Annotated in this window: 23 protein-coding genes and 1 pseudogene; 2 read left to right on the top strand and 22 right to left on the bottom strand. The window is 64.9% G+C overall.

Annotation, left to right across the window (positions count from 1 at the left end):
- The 14 genes from nuoH to VF649_RS08530 all read right to left on the bottom strand — a co-directional run bounded on the left by nuoH (position 1) and on the right by VF649_RS08530 (position 11,723).
- Complete coding sequence (gene nuoH / locus VF649_RS08465) at positions 1 to 1,044, bottom strand: NADH-quinone oxidoreductase subunit NuoH (protein WP_331011524.1); 1,044 nt, start codon at positions 1,042 to 1,044, stop codon at positions 1 to 3.
- Positions 1,041 to 3,056 (bottom strand): NADH-quinone oxidoreductase subunit NuoG, encoded by a 2,016-nt coding sequence (gene nuoG, locus VF649_RS08470; RefSeq protein WP_331011525.1) that lies wholly within the window; start codon positions 3,054 to 3,056, stop codon positions 1,041 to 1,043. The genes nuoH and nuoG overlap by 4 nt, the downstream gene beginning before the upstream one ends.
- Before the next feature lie 4 nt (positions 3,057 to 3,060).
- Complete coding sequence (locus VF649_RS08475) at positions 3,061 to 3,291, bottom strand: hypothetical protein (protein WP_331011526.1); 231 nt, start codon at positions 3,289 to 3,291, stop codon at positions 3,061 to 3,063.
- Positions 3,288 to 4,586: an NADH-quinone oxidoreductase subunit NuoF gene (gene nuoF, locus VF649_RS08480; protein ID WP_331011527.1), complete on the bottom strand. Its 1,299-nt coding sequence runs from the start codon at positions 4,584 to 4,586 to the stop codon at positions 3,288 to 3,290. The genes VF649_RS08475 and nuoF overlap by 4 nt, the downstream gene beginning before the upstream one ends.
- A 30-nt stretch (positions 4,587 to 4,616) precedes the next feature.
- Positions 4,617 to 5,264 carry an NAD(P)H-dependent oxidoreductase subunit E gene (locus VF649_RS08485; protein WP_331011528.1) on the bottom strand — a complete coding sequence of 216 codons (648 nt, stop codon included), beginning with the start codon at positions 5,262 to 5,264 and terminating at the stop codon, positions 4,617 to 4,619.
- On the bottom strand, positions 5,264 to 5,491 hold the full coding sequence (locus VF649_RS08490; protein WP_331011529.1) for a hypothetical protein: 228 nt from the start codon (positions 5,489 to 5,491) through the stop codon (positions 5,264 to 5,266). Before VF649_RS08490 ends, VF649_RS08485 begins: the two co-directional genes overlap by 1 nt.
- A complete protein-coding gene (locus VF649_RS08495; protein WP_331011530.1) occupies positions 5,488 to 6,753 on the bottom strand; it encodes an NADH-quinone oxidoreductase subunit D in 1,266 nt (421 codons plus the stop codon). Before VF649_RS08495 ends, VF649_RS08490 begins: the two co-directional genes overlap by 4 nt.
- Entirely contained in the window at positions 6,750 to 7,412 is a 663-nt protein-coding gene (locus VF649_RS08500; RefSeq protein ID WP_331011531.1) for an NADH-quinone oxidoreductase subunit C, read from the bottom strand. The genes VF649_RS08495 and VF649_RS08500 overlap by 4 nt, the downstream gene beginning before the upstream one ends.
- Positions 7,409 to 7,951 (bottom strand): NADH-quinone oxidoreductase subunit B family protein, encoded by a 543-nt coding sequence (locus VF649_RS08505; RefSeq protein WP_331011532.1) that lies wholly within the window; start codon positions 7,949 to 7,951, stop codon positions 7,409 to 7,411. The genes VF649_RS08500 and VF649_RS08505 overlap by 4 nt, the downstream gene beginning before the upstream one ends.
- Positions 7,942 to 8,319: an NADH-quinone oxidoreductase subunit A gene (ndhC, locus tag VF649_RS08510; RefSeq protein ID WP_331011533.1), complete on the bottom strand. Its 378-nt coding sequence runs from the start codon at positions 8,317 to 8,319 to the stop codon at positions 7,942 to 7,944. The genes VF649_RS08505 and ndhC overlap by 10 nt, the downstream gene beginning before the upstream one ends.
- Before the next feature lie 186 nt (positions 8,320 to 8,505).
- Positions 8,506 to 9,321, bottom strand: coding sequence for an inositol monophosphatase family protein (locus tag VF649_RS08515; protein WP_331011534.1), 816 nt, complete (start codon positions 9,319 to 9,321; stop codon positions 8,506 to 8,508).
- A gap of 140 nt (positions 9,322 to 9,461) precedes the next feature.
- The gene (gene efp, locus VF649_RS08520; protein WP_331011535.1) at positions 9,462 to 10,025 is read right to left on the bottom strand and encodes an elongation factor P; all 564 of its coding nucleotides are present in this window, start codon (positions 10,023 to 10,025) and stop codon (positions 9,462 to 9,464) included.
- A gap of 77 nt (positions 10,026 to 10,102) precedes the next feature.
- A complete protein-coding gene (locus VF649_RS08525; protein ID WP_331011536.1) occupies positions 10,103 to 10,666 on the bottom strand; it encodes a M23 family metallopeptidase in 564 nt (187 codons plus the stop codon).
- 31 nt (positions 10,667 to 10,697) lie between these two features.
- A complete protein-coding gene (locus tag VF649_RS08530) occupies positions 10,698 to 11,723 on the bottom strand; it encodes a L,D-transpeptidase family protein (RefSeq protein ID WP_414713653.1) in 1,026 nt (341 codons plus the stop codon).
- A gap of 78 nt (positions 11,724 to 11,801) precedes the next feature.
- Between VF649_RS08530 and VF649_RS08535 the strand changes: the two genes are divergently transcribed.
- Together VF649_RS08535 and VF649_RS08540 are read left to right on the top strand one after the other, a co-directional pair.
- A complete protein-coding gene (locus tag VF649_RS08535) occupies positions 11,802 to 12,374 on the top strand; it encodes a DUF882 domain-containing protein (protein WP_331011538.1) in 573 nt (190 codons plus the stop codon).
- Between the two features lie 153 nt (positions 12,375 to 12,527).
- Positions 12,528 to 13,217: a PEPxxWA-CTERM sorting domain-containing protein gene (locus tag VF649_RS08540; RefSeq protein WP_331011539.1), complete on the top strand. Its 690-nt coding sequence runs from the start codon at positions 12,528 to 12,530 to the stop codon at positions 13,215 to 13,217.
- Positions 13,218 to 13,337: 120 nt separating this feature from the next.
- Here VF649_RS08540 and thiE read toward each other — a convergent pair whose 3' ends face one another.
- The 8 genes and pseudogenes from thiE to VF649_RS08580 all read right to left on the bottom strand — a co-directional run.
- Positions 13,338 to 14,045 (bottom strand): thiamine phosphate synthase, encoded by a 708-nt coding sequence (thiE, locus tag VF649_RS08545; protein WP_331011540.1) that lies wholly within the window; start codon positions 14,043 to 14,045, stop codon positions 13,338 to 13,340.
- Between the two features lie 9 nt (positions 14,046 to 14,054).
- Positions 14,055 to 14,558: a hypothetical protein gene (locus VF649_RS08550; RefSeq protein WP_331011541.1), complete on the bottom strand. Its 504-nt coding sequence runs from the start codon at positions 14,556 to 14,558 to the stop codon at positions 14,055 to 14,057.
- A 6-nt stretch (positions 14,559 to 14,564) separates the two neighbouring features.
- Positions 14,565 to 15,479 (bottom strand): class I fructose-bisphosphate aldolase, encoded by a 915-nt coding sequence (locus VF649_RS08555; protein WP_331011542.1) that lies wholly within the window; start codon positions 15,477 to 15,479, stop codon positions 14,565 to 14,567.
- A gap of 82 nt (positions 15,480 to 15,561) precedes the next feature.
- Complete coding sequence (locus tag VF649_RS08560; RefSeq protein ID WP_331011548.1) at positions 15,562 to 15,807, bottom strand: type II toxin-antitoxin system PemK/MazF family toxin; 246 nt, start codon at positions 15,805 to 15,807, stop codon at positions 15,562 to 15,564.
- 80 nt (positions 15,808 to 15,887) lie between these two features.
- Entirely contained in the window at positions 15,888 to 16,109 is a 222-nt protein-coding gene (locus VF649_RS08565) for a ribbon-helix-helix protein, CopG family (RefSeq protein ID WP_331011543.1), read from the bottom strand.
- Positions 16,110 to 16,172: 63 nt separating this feature from the next.
- Positions 16,173 to 17,369 carry a phosphoglycerate kinase gene (locus VF649_RS08570; RefSeq protein WP_331011544.1) on the bottom strand — a complete coding sequence of 399 codons (1,197 nt, stop codon included), beginning with the start codon at positions 17,367 to 17,369 and terminating at the stop codon, positions 16,173 to 16,175.
- Positions 17,366 to 17,857 carry an MOSC domain-containing protein gene (locus VF649_RS08575; protein WP_331011545.1) on the bottom strand — a complete coding sequence of 164 codons (492 nt, stop codon included), beginning with the start codon at positions 17,855 to 17,857 and terminating at the stop codon, positions 17,366 to 17,368. Before VF649_RS08575 ends, VF649_RS08570 begins: the two co-directional genes overlap by 4 nt.
- Positions 17,858 to 17,864: 7 nt before the next feature.
- Positions 17,865 to 18,270 (bottom strand): annotated as a pseudogene (locus VF649_RS08580) (erythrose-4-phosphate dehydrogenase); the annotation flags it as partial.

An 18,270-nucleotide genomic window follows, 5' to 3' on the forward strand; every position in this document is an offset into this window, starting at 1 on the left:
CTACACTCCGTAACGAGTAAGCATCAGATATCCCGACACCAGGAATACCCAGAAAAGCGACACCGGCAGGAAGATCTTCCAGCCCAGCCGCATCAGCTGATCATACCGGTACCGCGGCACCGTCGCCTTCACCCAGCTGAAGATGAAGAAGAAGGTCAGCATCTTGAGGAAGAGCCACAGGATGCCCGGCACCATATAGAGCGGCGCCCAATCGACCGGCGGCAACCATCCGCCCCAGAACAGCGTGGCATTCAGCACGCACATCAGGATGACGTTGCCATATTCGCCAAGCCAGAACAGTGCGAAGCTCATCGATGAATATTCGGTCTGATATCCGGCAACCAGCTCGCTCTCGGCCTCGGTCAGGTCGAACGGCGCGCGCGCGGTTTCGGCCATCGACGAAATCAGGAACATCACCGCCATCGGGAACATCAGCGGGTTGAGTGCGAACGCGTTGATGAACCCGAAGATATGCGCCCGCTGCGCCGCGACGATGCCGCCCATGTTGAACGTGCCGGCCCACAGCACGACCGAAATCAGGATGAACCCGATCGATACTTCATAACTGACCATCTGCGCCGCGGCCCGCAGCGCGGAATAGAACGGATATTTGGAGTTGGAAGCCCAACCCGCCATGATGATCCCGTACACGCCGAGCGACGACGCCGCCAGAATGTAGAGCAGCCCGACATTGATGTCGGCCAGCACCATGCCCGGCCCGAACGGAATGACCGCCCACGCCACCAGCGCGACCGTGAAGGTCAGGATCGGCGCGATCAGGAACAGGCCCCGGTTCGCCGACGACGGGATGATCGTTTCCTTCAGGAACACCTTCAATCCGTCGGCAAAGGATTGCAGCAAGCCGAACGGACCGACCACGTTCGGCCCGCGCCGCAATGCCATCGCGGCCCAGATCTTGCGATCGGCATAGATGATCATCGCGACCGACAGCATCAGCGGCAGGGCGATCAGCAGGATCGCGATGATCGTCGCGACCAGCCAGCCACCATTATAGCCGAGATAGCCCGCAAAGAAGTTCGTCATTCCGCCGCCTCCGCATAGGCATGGCCATGCACCAGCTCGTCCGAACAGCGCTGCATCGTCGGACTCGCCCGGCAGATCGCGTTGGTCAGGTAGAAATCCTGGATCGGCAGTCCGAACGCACCCGATACCGGTACCGACGGCAACGCCGGCAAGCGCCATCCATAGTCTGCCAGCCCGACCACGCCGAACCCGGGAACCTCCGCCACCATCTGCGCCCGCAGCGCCTCGATCGTGTCGAACGGCAACCGGCGACCCAGCGTGTCGGACAGCGCGCGGAAGATGCTCCAGTCGTCGCGGGCATCACCCGGTGGGAACACCGCCCGCTCGCCGCGCTGCACGCGCCCTTCCAGATTGACCCACGTTCCCGATTTTTCGCTATAGGCCGCACCCGGCAGCACGATGTCCGCCGCCGCCGCGCCCTTGTCGCCATGATGCCCGACATAGACCTTGGTCGAACCGACAAAGCGTCCGAAATCTACCTCGTCCGCGCCCAGCAAGAACAACAGCTTCGGCGCCGCCTCGGCCAGCGCGGCGATCCCGCCGTCCTGCGCATAGCCGAGCATCAGCCCGGCCATCCGCGACGCGGAGAAATGCAGGACATTATACCCGTTCCACTGATCCTTGATCAGGCCCAGCGTCTCGATCAGCGCCAGCGATGCCGCCTGCACGCCGTCCAGCTTCAACGCGCCGCCGCCGACGATCATCACCGGCCGCGTCGCCGCGCCGAAGGCATCGATCACCGCCTGCGGCAGATCCGCCAGCAACGCCGCGTCATTGCCCAACCACGTCACCGGATAGGTCAGGTCGACCGGCTCGCCGATCGCGAACACCTTGGCGTCACGCTTCACCGCCTTGCGGATGCGCGTGTTGACCAAAGGCGCTTCCCAGCGGGGATTGCTGCCGATCAGCAGCACCGCATCCGCGGTCTCGACACCGGCGATGGTCGTGTTGAAATTGACGGCGGCAATGCTCGACACGTCATAGGACAAGCCGGTTTGCCGTCCTTCCAGCGCGTCCGATCCCATCGATCGCAACAGCGCCTTGGCCGCATACAGCGTCTCCGCATCGACCAGGTCGCCCGCTATCGCCGCCACCGACGCTCCGGCCGCATCCGCCGCCGCCTTCACCGCCGCGAACGCATCGGCCCAGCTGACCTTCACCAGCCTGCCGTCACGCCGGACATAGGGTGCATCGAGCCGCCGCCGCACCAGGCCGTCGACCGCATGGCGTGTCTTGTCCGACGCCCATTCCTCGTTCACATCCTCGTTCAGCCGCGGCAGCGCGCGCAGCACCTGCCGCCCGCGGCTGTCGAGCCGGATGTTCGTGCCGACTGCATCCATCACGTCGATGGCATAGGTCTTCTTCAGTTCCCACGGCCGCGCTTCGAACGCATAGGGCTTCGACGTCAGCGCCCCGACCGGGCACAGGTCGACCACGTTGCCGGACAGTTCGCTGGTCGCGGCGTGCTCCAGATAGGTGGTGATCTGCATGTTCTCGCCGCGGCCGATCGCGCCGATCTCCTCTACACCCGCCACTTCCTGCGCGAACCGGACGCAGCGCGTGCACTGGATGCAGCGCGTCATGACCGTCTTGACGATCGGCCCCATATATTTCTCGGTGACCGCACGCTTGTTTTCGTCATAGCGGCTGTGCCCGCGACCGTAAGCGAGGCTCTGGTCCTGCAGGTCGCACTCGCCACCCTGGTCGCAGATCGGGCAATCGAGCGGATGGTTGATGAGCAGGAACTCCATCACCCCCTCGCGCGCCTTCTTCACCTTCTCGGTGGTGGTGAACACCTCCATCTTGTCCGCCGCCGGCAGGGCGCACGACGCCTGCGGCTTGGGCGGACCGGGCTTCACCTCGACCAGGCACATCCGGCAATTGCCGGCGATGCTCAGCCGCTCATGATAGCAGAAGCGCGGAATCTCCTTCCCCGCGGCCTCGCACGCCTGGAGCACGGTAGCGCCCGCTGGAACTTCGACTTCGATCCCGTCGACGGTGAGAATGGGCATGGCTTCAGTGTTCCGTATCGGTCAGGCCGAGCCGCCGCTCGATGCGGTCGACGCGGGTCTTGAGGTCGGCGACGTCTGCCTGAATTCCGTAGATCGTGGTGACCAGTCCGCGGACATGATCCTCCAGCGCCAGCAAACGAATGCCCTGCGACGCCTGCTCGCGCTTGATCGCGCCGACGTCGGATTGGATCCCTTTCAGGATTTCCAGCATCAGGTCGCTACGATCGTCGCTCATTCCGCCGCCACCGCATAGGGCGCGGCCCCATTCTTCTCGATGATCCGACGCTCGATCTCAGGGCGGAAATGCTTGATCAACCCCTGGATCGGCCACGCCGCCGCATCGCCCAGCGCGCAGATGGTGTGCCCTTCGATCTGCCGGGTCACTTCCTCCAGCATGTCGATCTCGCCGATCTCGGCATTGCCTTCGCGCAGCCGCTCCATCACGCGCCACATCCAGCCGGTGCCTTCCCGGCACGGCGTGCACTGGCCACAGCTCTCATGCTTGTAGAAATAGCTGATCCGGCTGATCGCGCGCACGATGTCGGTCGACTTGTCCATGACGATGATCGCCGCTGTGCCCAGCCCCGAACCCAGCTCGCGCAGGCCATCGAAATCCATCGGCGCATCGATGATCTGCGCCGCCGGTACCAGCGGCACCGACGATCCGCCGGGGATCACGGCGAGCAGATTGTCCCAGCCGCCGCGAATCCCGCCGGCATGGGTTTCGATCAGTTCGCGGAACGACACGCCCATCGCGTCCTCGACCACGCAGGGCCGGTTCACATGGCCGCTGATCTGGAACAGCTTGGTGCCCTGGTTCTTGTCGCGGCCAATGCCGGCAAACCACTCCGCCCCGCGTCGCAGGATCGTCGGCGCGACAGCGATCGACTCCACGTTGTTGACCGTGGTCGGGCAGCCATACAGGCCGACGCCCGCCGGGAACGGCGGCTTCAGCCGCGGCTGGCCCTTCTTGCCCTCCAGGCTTTCCAGCATCGCGGTTTCTTCGCCGCAGATATAGGCTCCGGCGCCGCGGTGCACGAACACGTCGAAATCATAGCCCGACCCGCACGCATTCTTGCCGATGAAGCCGCGCGCATAGGCCTGCGCCACCGCCTCGAACAAGGTCTCGGCCTCGCGGATATATTCGCCGCGAATGTAGATATAGGCCGCGCGCGCGCGCATCGCATAGCCCGCGATCAGCGCGCCTTCGATCAGCTTGTGCGGATCATGCCGGATGATCTCGCGGTCCTTGCACGACCCCGGCTCGGATTCATCGGCGTTGATGACCAGGAAGCTCGGCTTGCCGTTCTTGGACTCCTTGGGCATGAAGCTCCACTTCATGCCGGTCGGGAACCCCGCGCCGCCGCGCCCGCGCAGGCCCGACGCCTTGATCACGTCGATGATGCCATCCTGGCCGCGCACCATCAGACCCTTGGTATCATCCCAATCGCCACGCCGGATCGCGGCGTCGATGCCCCAGTCCTGTTGGCCGTAGAGGTTGGTGAAGATGCGATCCTTGTCGTCAAGCATGGTCGCGTCCCTTCTGTGCCTGCGCCGCGCTCATGCGTCCGCTCCCTGATAGGCGTGCAGCGTCGTCCGCTCGCCTTCGGGTGCCGACGCCATCCGGCCGATCTGCGATCCAGCCTTCGGCATTTCGCCATTGGCCAGCGCCTCCAGGATCGCCGACATGCTGTCGAACGTCAGGTCCTCGTAATTGTCGTCGTTGATCTGCACCATCGGCGCATTGGCGCAGGTGCCCATGCACTCGACCTCGGTCAGTGTGAACAGGCCGTCGGGCGTCGTGTGCCCCTTCGACAGCCCGCGATTCTTGCACGCCGCCAGCACGTCGTCCGATCCACGCAACATGCAGGGCGTCGTCCCGCACACCTGCACATGAAAGCGCCCGACCGGCGCCATGTTGTACATGGTGTAGAAGGTCACGACCTCATAGGCGCGGATATAGGGCATGTTGACCTGCTTCGCGACGAACTCGATCACCGGGACCGGCAACCAGCCCTGCGTGTGCGTCTCGGCCCCCACCTGCCGCTGGGCCAGGTCGAGCAGCGGCATCACCGCGCTATGCTCTCGCCCTGCCGGATAACGCGCGATGATCTCGCGCGCCTTTTCGGCATTTGCCTGCGTCCACGCGAACCCGCCCCAGCGGGCACGCGTCTCGACTTCGTCGGGGATATGGGCTGCATCCGCCATCAATGTGCATCCGTCAGATCTAGACGACGCTCGACCCGCGCCATTCGTTCGTCGAAACGATCCATTCGCGTGGTCAATCCCGACACACTAATGATCAGCCCCGTCATGTGCTCGTCAATCGCGGACACGCGTGTCTTCAGGTCACCAACTTCCTGCTCGATATTCCCGAGTTTCTGATCGATCCGACGCAGCATCTCAAGCGTATGATTGCTGACATCCTGGCTCACCGGTCGCACTCCCCGAACACGATGTCGGCCGCGCCCAGCACGGCGGTGGTGTCCGCCAGCATATGGCCCTTCATCATGAAATCCATCGCCTGCAAATGGCTGAACGCCGTCGGCCGGATCTTGCAGCGGTACGGCTTGTTGCTACCGTCCGACACCAAATACACGCCGAACTCGCCCTTCGGGCTTTCGGTCGCGACATAGACGTCGCCCGCCGGCACATGAAAGCCTTCGGTATACAGCTTGAAATGATGGATCAGCGCTTCCATCGACTGCTTCATGTCGGCGCGCTTCGGCGGCACCACCTTGCGGTCGAGCGAGGCGACCGGGCCGTCCGGCATCTCGTTCAGGCACTGCCGCATGATGCGCGCGGACTGCCGCACCTCCTCCACCCGCACCATGAACCGGTCGTAGCAATCGCCGTGCGCGCCGACCGGAATGTCGAACTCCATCCGATCATAGACGTCATAGGGCTGCGACTTGCGCAGGTCCCACGGCACGCCCGCACCGCGGATCATCGGCCCGGAAAATCCCCAGGCGATCGAGTCCTCGCGGCTGACCGTCCCGATATCGACATTGCGCTGCTTAAAGATGCGATTGTCCGCGACCAGGCTGATCGCGTCCTCGAACAGCTTCGGCAACCGCGTATCGAGCCAGTCGCCGATGTCAGCCAGCAATTTCAGCGGCACGTCCTGCCGCACCCCGCCCGGGCGGAAATAATTGGCGTGCATCCGGGCACCTGATGCCCGTTCGTAGAAGTTCATCGTGTCTTCGCGCAGCTCGAACAGCCACAGGTTCGGCGTCATCGCGCCCACGTCCATCACATGTGACCCAAGGTTCAGCATGTGGTTCATGATCCGCGTCAGTTCCGCGAAGAACACGCGCAGATACTGACCCCGCAACGGCACGTCCAGGCCGAGCAGCTTCTCGATCGCGAGCACATAGCTATGCTCCATGCACATGGGCGAGCAATAGTCGAGCCGATCGAAATACGGGATCGTCTGCAGATACGGCTTGGTTTCGATGAACTTCTCGGTCCCGCGGTGCAGGAACCCGACATGCGGATCGACACGCTCGACGATCTCGCCGTCCAGCTCCATCACCAGCCGCAACACGCCATGCGCGGCCGGATGCTGCGGCCCGAAATTGATGGTGTAATTCTGGATATCGACGTCGCCCACCGTCGGGTCGACCGCCGTCACCTGCGGCTGCAGGCTGTCCACCACCGCATCGCGATCGCGGGTTTCGACCTGGTCGACGCTCATTTCTTCACCTCATCCGCCTTCAACGGCGTCGGCGCGCCGGGTGCCTCCGCCACCTTCTCGTCACCGGGCAGCACATAGGCGCCGCCTTCCCACGGGCTGGCGAAATCAAAGGTACGCAGGTCCTGCGCCAACCGGACCGGCTCATAGACCACGCGCTTCTCCTCTTCGGAATAGCGCATTTCATTATGCCCGGTCAGCGGGAAGTCCTTGCGCAGCGGATGGCCGCGAAACCCGTAGTCGGTCAGGATCCGGCGCAGGTCGGCATTGCCCTCGAACAACACGCCGAACAGATCAAACACCTCGCGCTCCAGCCAGCCCGCCACCGGCCACAGCCCCGTCACCGACGGCACCGGCTTGCGATCGTCGGTGGCGACGTGCACGCGGATGCGGTGATTCCGGGTCAGCGACAGCAGGCAATAGACCACCTCGAACCGGTCGGCACGCGATGGATAATCGACCCCGGCGATCTCCATCAGCTGCTGATACTGCATGGCGTCGCGCAACGTGCGCATCACGTCTACCAGCACCTCGCGCCGGACATGGAGTGCGATCTCGCCCACCGCGTCCACGGAGTCGATCAGCATGTCGCCCAGCGCGATCTGCGCCTCGGCGATCACGCCCGTGTTGGAGGCATAGCGGGGAGAGGTCCGCGTGCTCACCGTTCGATCGTCCCGGACCGCCGGATCTTCCGCTGCAACTGCATGATCCCGTACAGCAGCGCCTCCGCCGTCGGCGGGCACCCGGGAACATAGATATCGACCGGCACGACCCGATCGCATCCGCGCACCACGGAATAGCTGTAATGGTAATAGCCGCCGCCATTGGCGCAGCTGCCCATCGAGATCACGTAGCGCGGCTCGGACATCTGGTCATAGACGCGGCGCAGCGCCGGTGCCATCTTGTTGCACAGCGTGCCGGCCACGATCATCACGTCCGATTGCCGCGGCGATGCGCGCGGTGCGGCGCCGAAGCGCTCCAGGTCGTAGCGCGGCATGTTGACGTGGATCATCTCCACCGCGCAGCATGCCAGCCCGAACGTCATCCACCACAACGACCCGGTCCGGGCCCAGGTGAACAGGTCCTCGGTCGACGTGACCAGAAAGCCCTTGTCCTGCACTTCGTTCGACAGGTCGTTGAAGAAGGCACGGTCCGGTTCCGTTCCCGGCGCCGGGATCGTGCGGGTCAATTCTACTCCCACTCCAATGCTCCCTTCTTCCACGCATAGGCATAGCCCAGCGCCAATTCCGCCAGGAAGATCATCATCGCCGCCCAGCCGGCAAAGCCGATACCGCCCAGCGCCACTGCCCAGGGATAGAGGAACGCGGCCTCCAGGTCGAAGATGATGAACAGGATCGCGACGAGGTAGAAACGCACGTCGAACTGCGACCGGCTGTCCTCGAACGCGGGAAAGCCGCATTCATATTCGGAAAGCTTGTCGGCGTAAGGCTTCGACGCGCCAGTGAACTTGGACACCAGCATCGGCAACAGCACGAACGCCGTGGACAACAGCATCGCGATGCCCAGGAACAACAGGATCGGCAGATAGCCGGCGGCGACGGACGCCATGCATTTTCTCCGGTTTCGCCCCCGGATCGGGACGATCTTCAACTGGCGCTATTAGGCTTCGCAGGTGCGGTAGGCAAGGATCGGCCCAGTGAGAATGACTCGCAAGCCCTGGCCGGACGATCGCCGTCAATCACCGTGCGAGACCATGGCCCCACGCTGATCAACTGGGAAGGGAATGACGCGAAATCAAGTCCGTAGCGCACCCGCGAGCAGCTTGTGGAGTCGCGAATGCAGCCCGTCATTGGCGGCCAGGAACTCGTTGCGCTCCATTGCCCGGTCCCCGCCCCGGAAATCGGTGACGAACCCACCGGCTTCGCGCACCAGCAGGACGCCGGCCGCGACGTCCCATGGCTTCAGTCCGCTTTCCCAATAGGCATCGAACCGCCCGGCCGCGACCCAGGCAAGATCGAGCGCCGCCGAACCGAACCGCCGGATGCCCGCCACCTCCGGGCCGATCGCGTCGAAAATCTTTCGCCACTCCGGGAAATCGCCATGGCCGGCGAACGGAATACCGGTGGCGATCAGCGATTCGGTCAGGTCCCGCCGGCTCGACACGCGCAGCCTGCGGTCGTGCAGCCATGCACCACGGCCCTTTTCCGCCCAGAAACTCTCGTCGGTCAGCGGCTGATAGACCAGCCCCTGCGTGATCTCCCCGCGGCCACCGGGCTTCGGCTCTTCCACCGCGATCGAAATCGCGAAGTGCGGCAGGCCATGCAGGAAATTGGTGGTCCCATCCAGCGGATCGACGATCCAGCGCGGCTTGGTCGGGTCCCCCTCGATCATGCCGCCTTCCTCGCCCAGAAAGCCCCAGTCGGGGCGGGCGCGTTTCAGTTCCTCATACAGGGTCTGCTCGGCCTGTCGGTCGGCCTGGCTCACGAAATCGGCCGGCCCCTTGCGGCTGACCTGCAATTCCTGCGTCTCGTTGAAATCGCGCCGCAAACGGGGTGCTGCCTTGCGCGCCGCGCGTTCCATGACGGTGATGAGGCCGGACTGTGCTGCCATGATCGTCTTCTTTCTTCGAAACCCTCTCCCATCGGGAGAGGGAGGGCCCCGCGCGTCTTCACGCGTGGGAGGGTGAGGCCGAACCATTGCCCCGCCCGCTGCGCAGGCTTCGCCAGAACGTGGCGAGACACATCACCCCATCAGTCCGCGCGCTTCACATAGGTCTGCTCATACACATCGACCACGATCCGTGTACCCGCGCCGATATGCGGCGGCACCATCACGCGCACGCCATTTTCCAGCACCGCCGGCTTGTAGGAGGACGACGCCGTCTGCCCCTTCACCACCGCATCCGCCTCGACGATCAACGCTTCGACCGTGTCGGGCAATTGCACGGAGATCGGCCGATCGTCATACAATTCCATCACGACATCCATGCCGTCCTGCAGGAACGCCGCGGCGTCGCCCAGGATGCCGCGATCCAACTGGACCTGGTCGTAGTTCAGCTTGTCCATAAAGGTCAGCGTGTCGCCATCCGCGAACAGGAACTGGAAATCCTTGGTATCCAGCCGCACCTTCTCCACGGTTTCGGCCGAACGGAACCGGACATTGTTCTTGCGTCCGTCGATCAGGTTCTTCAGCTCGACCTGCATGTAGGCCCCGCCCTTGCCCGGCTGGGTATGCTGGATCTTGACCGCGCGCCACAGCCCGCCTTCATATTCGATGATGTTGCCGGGACGGATGTCCACGCCGCTGATCTTCACGGGGGCCTCGCTTTGATGGTCTGAAAGAGCAGCGGCGGCGTCTATCAGGCCCGGCGCTCCCGCTCAAGCCGCGTGCGTTATCGCCCGGTCAGCATGGGATAGGGGTTCACCGCCCGCCCGCGGTACCAGGGCTCGTCCGGCGCCATCGCCTTGACCTCGAAATGCAGATGCGGTCCGCCGGGATCGGCATTCCCGCTGAACCCGACCGTTCCGATCACCGCACCGCGCGCCACCGCCCGCCCCTCCGCCAGGCCCGGCGCATAGCTGTCCAGATGTGCGTAATAACCGATCCACCGCTGATCGGGCGACCGCACGTACACCGTATGTCCGCCCGCGCCGCTTTCGAAGATCTTCTCCACCGTTCCCGCGGCGGCGGCGATGACCGGCGTTCCCCGTGCCGCCGGGATGTCGATCGCACCATGGACATGCCCAGCGCGGGCATCGCCGAACGTATCGGCCAGCGTCGCCGGCGCGACGCCTGCCACCGGCACCGTCCAGCCCGCCGGCCCCGCCCGCGCGTCGGCGTGCGGCGGGGCCGGTGGTACATGGTCCGGCCCTGCCCGCCCGACCCGCACCATCGCGACCAGGCCGACCACCACCAGGATCAGCACCGCCATGACCGCCTTGCCGAACCGGTTCACCGCTGCCCGCCATTCATCACCGTGCGGACGGTCACGCCTGAAACAGCGCCGGGGTTCCGGGCTTCACCATCAGTGACAGCCGCGCCGCATCCCAGTTGGTCAGCCGGATACAGCCATGGCTTTCGGCCCGCCCGATCGTCTCGGGGCTCGGCGTGCCGTGGATCCCGTAGTGCGGCTTCGACAGGTCTAGCCAGATCACGCCCACCGGCCCGTTCGGACCCGCCGGCAACAGCTGCTTGCGGTCCTTGGCCTTGGCATCCCAGAACAGGTCGGGATTATAGTGGAACGGCGGATTATAGGATGCCCCCTGGATCTTCCATCGCCCCAGCGGCAACGGGTCGTGCTCGCTGCCCATCGTGGCCGGGAACTGCGCCAGCAACCGGTCGTCGGCGCCGTACACCTTCAGCACGCCTTCCGACTTGTCGACCAGGATCCGTTCGGCCTGCGGCTGCTCCGCATTGATGTTGAGATCGGACAGCGTCCGCCGCCATTCCGGTTTCAGTTTGGGATCATATTGCCGCGATGCGGGCAGCACGTTCGGAAACCGCAACCGTGCGCCCGGCGTGATCTTGCCGCCGGGGTTGAGCGCCGCCAGCGTCGCCGGCGTCGTGTGGAACTTCTCGGCCAGCTTTTCCAGCGCATCGGCATAGCCCAGCGCCGGCAGTTGCGCCTGCGCCGCCGGATCCTTGGGCAGCGGGCCCTGATAGGGTCCGGACGCGTCCGCAGCGCTGACCGTCAGCGCGCGCACCGGGCGGATCGCGCGATAGGGATACAGCGCACGCAACGTCGGCTGATCGATCTCGCCCGTCACGGTCAGCCCGAGCGCATCCTGGAACCCGCGCAGCGCTGCCTTCAACGTCATGCCGCCCCTGCCGTCAATCACCCCTGGCCCGAAACCCAGATGATCCAGCAGCACCTGTACGTGCAGCACCGTGGCGTCGATCGGCGCGGGCGGTGGCGTCGGCGACTGTGACCGCACCGGCACGGACACGGATGTGGATACAAGCCCAGCCGTGCAAACGGCAAGCCCGGCCACGGCAACCAACGATTTCTTCATGCGTGCAGGCCTTTATGGTCCTTGGAAGCCGAATCAAACGCGGGGGAACGGCAAATCTTTCCGGATGCGGGTGGGAAAATGGCAGTGATCGATTTGGGACGACGCCGGTTGCTGGGTGGCGCGATGGTTTTTGGCGGCGCCATGCTGGCGGGAACGCCGGCCTTTGCGGAAACGATGACGGCCACAGGTGCGGCGGAACGCCGGCTCGCGTTCCGCAACGTCCACACCAATGAGCGCGTCGATGCGCGCTATTATGGCCCTTCGGGACTAGATCATCAGGGTATCGCTGAAATCAATCATGGCCTGCGCGACTGGCGCACCGGCCAGACGCATGTGATGGATCAGGATCTGCTCGATCTGCTTGGCGATCTACGCGACCGGCTTGGTCTTGCGCCGCGCCGGGGATTCGATCTCATTTCCGGCTACCGGTCTCCGGAAACCAATGGCCGGCTCAAGGAACGGGGCGGCGCGCACAGCGGCGTGGCCGGCAAGAGCCAGCACATGCTCGGCAAGGCTACCGACATCGCGATGCCCGGCGTCCCCCTCGCCACCCTGCGCGCCGCCGCCTACACGATGCGCCGCGGCGGCGTCGGCTACTATCCGCGCGACGGCTTCGTCCATGTCGACACGGGGCCGCTCAGGACCTGGTAGCCTGGCGTTCTGCGGCGGGGGTAAGACCCAGCGGCCTGCAACAATGCCCGCATTACCCGAAGCGCTGTCAATGCGCCGTAACATTGGTCGGTGATGGTCCGCCCGCAGGCATGTGCATCTCGCAATTTGCCTCGTCCTGATAAGGGGTAGATCATGAATCCTGTTCAAAAGACGATGATTATCGCTCTGACCTGCTGCGCCGCGATCGGCGCCACGTCAGCCAAAGCGGAGACGATCAGCAACCCGACGAACAGCTATAGCTTCCCCAATCTTTCCGGTGAACTCACGGGTGGCAACCAGACGCAATATATCGGGCAAACCTTCACCGCCCCGGTCACGGGCAACCTCATCAACTTCCAGTTCACCCTGAACGCGTCCAGCCTGCAGTCGCTCTATGGCGTGGTGTTCGGTTGGGACGGCACCGCACCGACGACCGAATTGTGGCGCAGTTCCGTGACGTCGGGCGCAGCCGGGCTCAAGGACTTCACGCCCGCCGGCGTGGGCCTGACGCAGGGTCAGACCTATGTCGCCTTCCTCGGCACATATGGGCTCAGCAACAACTCCGGGCTGGCCACGGTGGGAACATGCCTCACCTTCGGTGGATGCTCATCCAACACGATCCCGAATCTGGGTACGCTGGTCTATGGCAATGTCCTCGGGAACGACGTGGTCTTCAACACGGCCATAAACAACGCATTCGACGCCACCTTTTCCGCAACCATCACCGCGGCGGCCGTCCCGGAACCCGCAACCTGGGCCATGATGATCCTGGGCATGGGCGCGGTCGGATTTGCGATGCGCCGCCGGCCGGCCGTCACCACGCGGTTCCGCTACACGGCGTAACTGCGGGCCCATCGCTGCGAAAGGAAGCCGCTGGTCATCGACCAGCGGCTTCTCGTCAGGTGACGGGTGATCAGAGGGTCGTGCACTGCCAGGGCATGGCAGCCCGATGCCGCTCGAAACCTACGCCGCACCCAGCACCCCCGCAAACGCCCGCACCCCCGCCGCCGGGCCATCCGGATGGCCCCACACTGCTCCGCTCACCGCCAGGAAATCCGCCCCTGCCGCCACCAGCGGGGCGGCATTGTCCGCCGTGATCCCGCCGATCGCCACGCACGGCGTTTCGAACACCGTCGTCCACCAACCCAGAAGTGCCGGCTCGGCATGATGTTCGACCGTCTTGGTACCGCTCGGATAAAAGGCGCCGAACGCGACATAATCCGCGCCGCGCTCCCCGGCTTCCATTGCCAGATGCCGGCTGTCGTGACAGGTCACGCCGATCTGCGCGGTCCGGCCCAACTGCGCACGCGCGTCGCGCGGGTCGCCATCCTCCTGGCCCAGATGCACCCCGTCCGCGCCGACCCGCTTGGCCAGCCCGATGCTGTCGTTCATGATGAACGCGACCTCGCGCGCGCGACAGATGTCGACCAACGGCGCGGCCAGGGCCGCGATCCGGTGTTCGTCAATGCCCTTCAGGCGCAGCTGGAACGCCGCCACGGGCCCCGCGTCCAGCGCCGCGATCAACTTCGCGCCGAACCCATCGTCGATCACAGGCGGGGAGATCAGATACAGCTGGCAGGGTGGCCGGAATTGCGGCTCGAACCGATCGGCAAAGGCCGGGTCCAGCGCCAGAGCGTCATCGTCATCGTCATCGTCGGGAAGCGGGTTCATGGCCGCGCCTTAGCGCAAGCCGCCGCGCGGCGGAAGCGTGGCGACCCATCCGCGAAACGCCGCCGGATCGTCAAGCCGGTGCGCGATCGCCCGAATGGGCCAAGCCCGCCGCCCGGCTACCGGTGGATCAAGGTCGATCACGATATTGGGATAGGCCAGCAGGCCGAGATTGACGACGCCTTGCTGCTTCAGGTCCGTCGCGCTCCACGCATCCCGCAGGCCGCTGATCGCCGATACCGGCACGGCCACGGTCCGCAACCGCCCCACTCGCATCGTCAGCACGTCGCCCGACACGGTCACCGGCATGCGTCGGAACGACCGGATCAGCCGGCCGACCCAGACCAGGCCACCGATGCTGACCACCGACAGCAGCATCGCCACCCGCGGCCACCAGAGCGCCACCAGCCCATGGACGACCAGCATTTCGACCATGCCCAGCCCGAACAGCGCCCACATCGGCGGCGCCAGACCGCGATGATAGGGGAAAGCGAAGCCGGCCTCCGCCTCCCCCACCGGATCCTATTCCTCGCCCTTGTAGATGCGGACGATCTTGGCCAGCATCGCCAGTGCCTCGTCGCGCGGCCGCTGGAAGGTGTTGCGACCGATGATCGATCCGTTGCCGCCGCCATCGCGAATGTCGCGGGCGTCCTGGTACACCGCATCGGTGCCCTTGGTCGCGCCGCCCGAAAACACCACGATCCGGCGCCCGGCGAAGCAGGCCTGGCGGACATGCGCCACGCGCTTGGCCTGCGTCGACCAGTCGCCGTCCTTGTAGACCGCCGCGGCCTCTTTCTGTTCGATATGGTCGGTCGGCAGCTTCACCTTGATGATGTGCGCACCCAGCAACGCGGCCATGTGCGCGGCATAGGCGCCGACATCCAGCGCCAGTTCCCCGGCCTTGGAAATGTCGCCACCGCGGGGATAGGACCAGATCACCGTCGCGATCCCGACCGCCTTGGCCTCCGCCGACATCTCGCGGATCTCCTCCATCTGTTCGAAGATCCCGTCGGACCCCGGATAGATGGTGAACCCGATCGCCGCGCAACCCAGCCGCAGCGCGTCGTCGACGGTCCCCGTCACCGCCTGGTCGATCGTCGTCGCCCAGCTGTTGGACGAATTGACCTTCAGGATCGTCGGGATCTGCCCCGCAAACGTGTCCGCCCCGGCCTCCAGCGGCCCGAGCGGCGCGGCATAGGCCGACAACCCGGCGTCGATCGCCAGCTGGTAATGATAATGCGGGTCATAGGCCGCCGGATTGATCGCGAAGCTGCGCGCCGGGCCATGTTCGAACCCCTGGTCGACCGGCAGGATCACCAGCTTGCCGGTCCCGCCCAACTGCCCCTGGGTCAGGATGCGCGCAAGGTTCGCCTTCGTACCGGGATTATCGGATTCGTATTGATCGAGGATCGTCTTGACGATCGGAGTAAAGCTCATGCCGGTTCTCCCAGGAATATGTGCCGTGCGTTACGGGCATCCACCGCGCGTGCAAGGGTGACAACGGTGTCCGGGGTATGCGTCAGCTCAGATCGAACCAGCGTCGCAGGGCGACATCGACTGCAAGCATAATGCTGGGGGGCACATACCCAACAACCCGCTCGATCCGGTCGCGGCGCAGCGACTGAACCTTGTCGACCTGCACCTCACTCGGTTCCTTCAGTCCGTTAGCGTCGGACACCGCAAGCGGAACACGGAAAAGATCGTTGCCGGTTATGGTACGGGTCAGCGGACAAAGGCCGATCGAATGATGATGTTCGTTGAACAGGTCTGATTAGACGATCAGGAACGGCCGAGGCTTTCGGGCATAGTTCCCAGGGCCACCCGCAATCACGATGGCACCGCGGATCAATTCCACGGTTCGTCCGTAGCCTCGATCGCCTCCCAAAAGGCAAAATCGGATTTGTCGGCACGCTGCGCCGCGTTCAAAGATTGCCGCCGCGCTTCCGCCTTCAAGGCATGATCGTGCGACTCGACATGTCTGCGGATCGCATCCCGTGCAATCTCGCTCTTACTTCGCCGGGTGCGCTTCGCCAGCGCCTCTAGTCCCGCCTCGGTATAAGCGTCCAATCATATCCCCAGCATCGCCGCCTCCGTTCAACCTATTGAACATCGGTAGCGATGCCGGCGGGGTCAAGCCATCAGCGCCTTCACGCCGGGCAGGTCCTTACCCTCCATCCATTCCAGAAATGCGCCACCCGCGGTCGATACAAAACTGAACTTGTCCGCCACGCCCGCCTGGTTCAGCGCCGCGACGGTATCGCCACCGCCGGCTACCGACACCAGCGATCCGCTTTCGGTCAATGCCGCCGCCGTCTTCGCCAGCGCCACGGTCGCCGCGTCGAACGGCGCGGTCTCGAACGCGCCCATCGGCCCGTTCCACACCAGTGTCCGGCAGTTCTTCAGGACATCACCCAGCGATTCGGTCGCCGCCGGGCCGACATCCAGGATCATCTCGTCCGCTGCAACCTCATGCACGTTCACCGTCCGTGTCGGCGGATTCGCGCGAAACTCCCTGGCCACCACCACGTCATAGGGCAGGTGGACGGTGCAATCTGCCGCCTCCGCCGCATCCAGGATGGCGTTGGCGGTGTCGGTCAGGTCATGCTCGCACAGCGACTTGCCCACATCCACGCCGCGCGCCGCCAGAAACGTGTTGGCCATGCCGCCGCCGATGATCAGATGATCGACCTTGGCCACCATCTGCTTCAGCACGTCGAGCTTGGTCGAAACCTTCGCCCCGCCCACGACCGCCGCCACTGGATGCTCGGGGTTGCCCAGCGCCTTTTCCAGCGCCTTCAACTCGGCCTCCATCGAACGCCCGGCAAAAGCCGGCAGCAGATGCGCCAGCCCCGCGGTCGACGCATGCGCGCGGTGCGCCGCTGAAAAGGCATCGTTGACATACAGGTCGCCCAGCTTCGCCATCTCGGCGGCCAACCCCGGATCATTCTTCTCCTCGCCACCGTGAAAGCGCGTATTTTCCAGCACGGCGATATCGCCCGGCTGCATCTGCGCGATCGCCTTGTCGGCATCGGTGCCCTGGCAATCATCGATGAAGCGCACCTCGCGTCCCAGCACGTCGGACAACGGCTTCACCACCAGCGCCAGCGACATGTCGGGGTTGCGCGCGCCCTTCGGCCGGCCGAAATGCGCCAGCACCAGCACGATCGCGCCCTTGTCGGCCAACTCGGCGATGGTCGGCGCGGCGGCGCGCAACCGGGTATCGTCGGTCACGGTCGCGCCGTTCATCGGCACGTTCAGGTCTTCGCGCACCAGCACCCGCTTGCCCGCCACATCGCCGATATCATCCAGGGTCTTGAAAGCCGTCATGTCTCGATCCTCACTTGATCGCCCAGCCGCGCATGGCCGCCGGCGATGACCGTCGTCAGATATCCGCCGCGCCAGTCGGGCACCAGCGCCGGCCACAATCCCGCATGCTGCTCGTCCATCCGGCGGCACGGATCGCATTCCACGGTCACGCGCAGCCGGACGTCACCGATCGCGATGATCGTCCCCGCCGCCCGCGGCAGGTCCAGCCCCGCAATCAGAAGGTTCGCGCGCCGCATCGTCCAGGGCAGCGTAATGCCGAGTTCCGCCTCCGCCGCTGCCCAGTCTTCCTGCCGCAATATGCTCACCTGCCGCCTGGCCACACGGCCGTTCGGCTTGGCGCGGCCGCGATAATCGCCGAACACGCCCTGTTCGGGGGAGATGCCGCTTTCCGACAGCACCTCCATCGGCGCCCGCGATACCAGCCGGCGCGCGATTCCGGTCAGCGTCCCGCACCCCGCCGCCGCTCGGTCCAGAGGTGCGGGATCCAATCGGGCCTCAGAGCAGCTTGGCGATGGCACCGGCCGTATCGACCATGCGGTTCGAGAATCCCCATTCATTGTCGTACCAGCTGACCACGCGCACCAATTTGCCTTCCAGCACCGCGGTTTCCAGGCTGTCGACCGACGAGCTGTGCGGATCGCCGTTGAAGTCGATCGACACCAGCGGATCGGTGACGAACTGCAGAATGCCCTTCAGCGGCCCACTCTCCGATGCCGCCTTCAGCGCGCCGTTGACCTCGTCCAGCGTGGTATCGCGCTTGGGCGTGAAGGTCAGGTCGACCAGCGAGACGTTCGGGGTCGGCACCCGCACCGCGGATCCGTCCAGCTTGCCCTTCAACTCGGGCAGAACCTCGCCCACCGCGCGCGCGGCGCCGGTGGTGGTCGGGATCATCGACATCGCG

The sequence above is a fragment of the Sphingomonas sp. genome (assembly GCF_036387535.1).
Taxonomy (GTDB): Bacteria; Pseudomonadota; Alphaproteobacteria; order Sphingomonadales; family Sphingomonadaceae; genus Sphingomonas_R.

Excerpts from the sequence above, each read along its gene's own strand:
- VF649_RS08535 (WP_331011538.1), top strand. The coding sequence starts at position 11,802 with ATGGCAGTGATCGATTTGGGACGACGCCGGTTGCTGGGTGGCGCGATG.
- nuoG (WP_331011525.1), bottom strand. The coding sequence starts at position 3,056 with ATGCCCATTCTCACCGTCGACGGGATCGAAGTCGAAGTTCCAGCGGGC.
- nuoH (WP_331011524.1), bottom strand. The coding sequence starts at position 1,044 with ATGACGAACTTCTTTGCGGGCTATCTCGGCTATAATGGTGGCTGGCTG.
- VF649_RS08515 (WP_331011534.1), bottom strand. The coding sequence starts at position 9,321 with ATGGCAGCACAGTCCGGCCTCATCACCGTCATGGAACGCGCGGCGCGC.
- VF649_RS08570 (WP_331011544.1), bottom strand. The coding sequence starts at position 17,369 with ATGACGGCTTTCAAGACCCTGGATGATATCGGCGATGTGGCGGGCAAG.
- ndhC (WP_331011533.1), bottom strand. The coding sequence starts at position 8,319 with ATGGCGTCCGTCGCCGCCGGCTATCTGCCGATCCTGTTGTTCCTGGGC.
- VF649_RS08485 (WP_331011528.1), bottom strand. The coding sequence starts at position 5,264 with ATGGCGGATGCAGCCCATATCCCCGACGAAGTCGAGACGCGTGCCCGC.
- nuoF (WP_331011527.1), bottom strand. The coding sequence starts at position 4,586 with ATGCTTGACGACAAGGATCGCATCTTCACCAACCTCTACGGCCAACAG.
- VF649_RS08475 (WP_331011526.1), bottom strand. The coding sequence starts at position 3,291 with ATGAGCGACGATCGTAGCGACCTGATGCTGGAAATCCTGAAAGGGATC.
- thiE (WP_331011540.1), bottom strand. The coding sequence starts at position 14,045 with ATGAACCCGCTTCCCGACGATGACGATGACGATGACGCTCTGGCGCTG.
- VF649_RS08495 (WP_331011530.1), bottom strand. The coding sequence starts at position 6,753 with ATGAGCGTCGACCAGGTCGAAACCCGCGATCGCGATGCGGTGGTGGAC.
- VF649_RS08555 (WP_331011542.1), bottom strand. The coding sequence starts at position 15,479 with ATGAGCTTTACTCCGATCGTCAAGACGATCCTCGATCAATACGAATCC.
- VF649_RS08540 (WP_331011539.1), top strand. The coding sequence starts at position 12,528 with ATGAATCCTGTTCAAAAGACGATGATTATCGCTCTGACCTGCTGCGCC.
- VF649_RS08530 (WP_414713653.1), bottom strand. The coding sequence starts at position 11,723 with ATGAAGAAATCGTTGGTTGCCGTGGCCGGGCTTGCCGTTTGCACGGCT.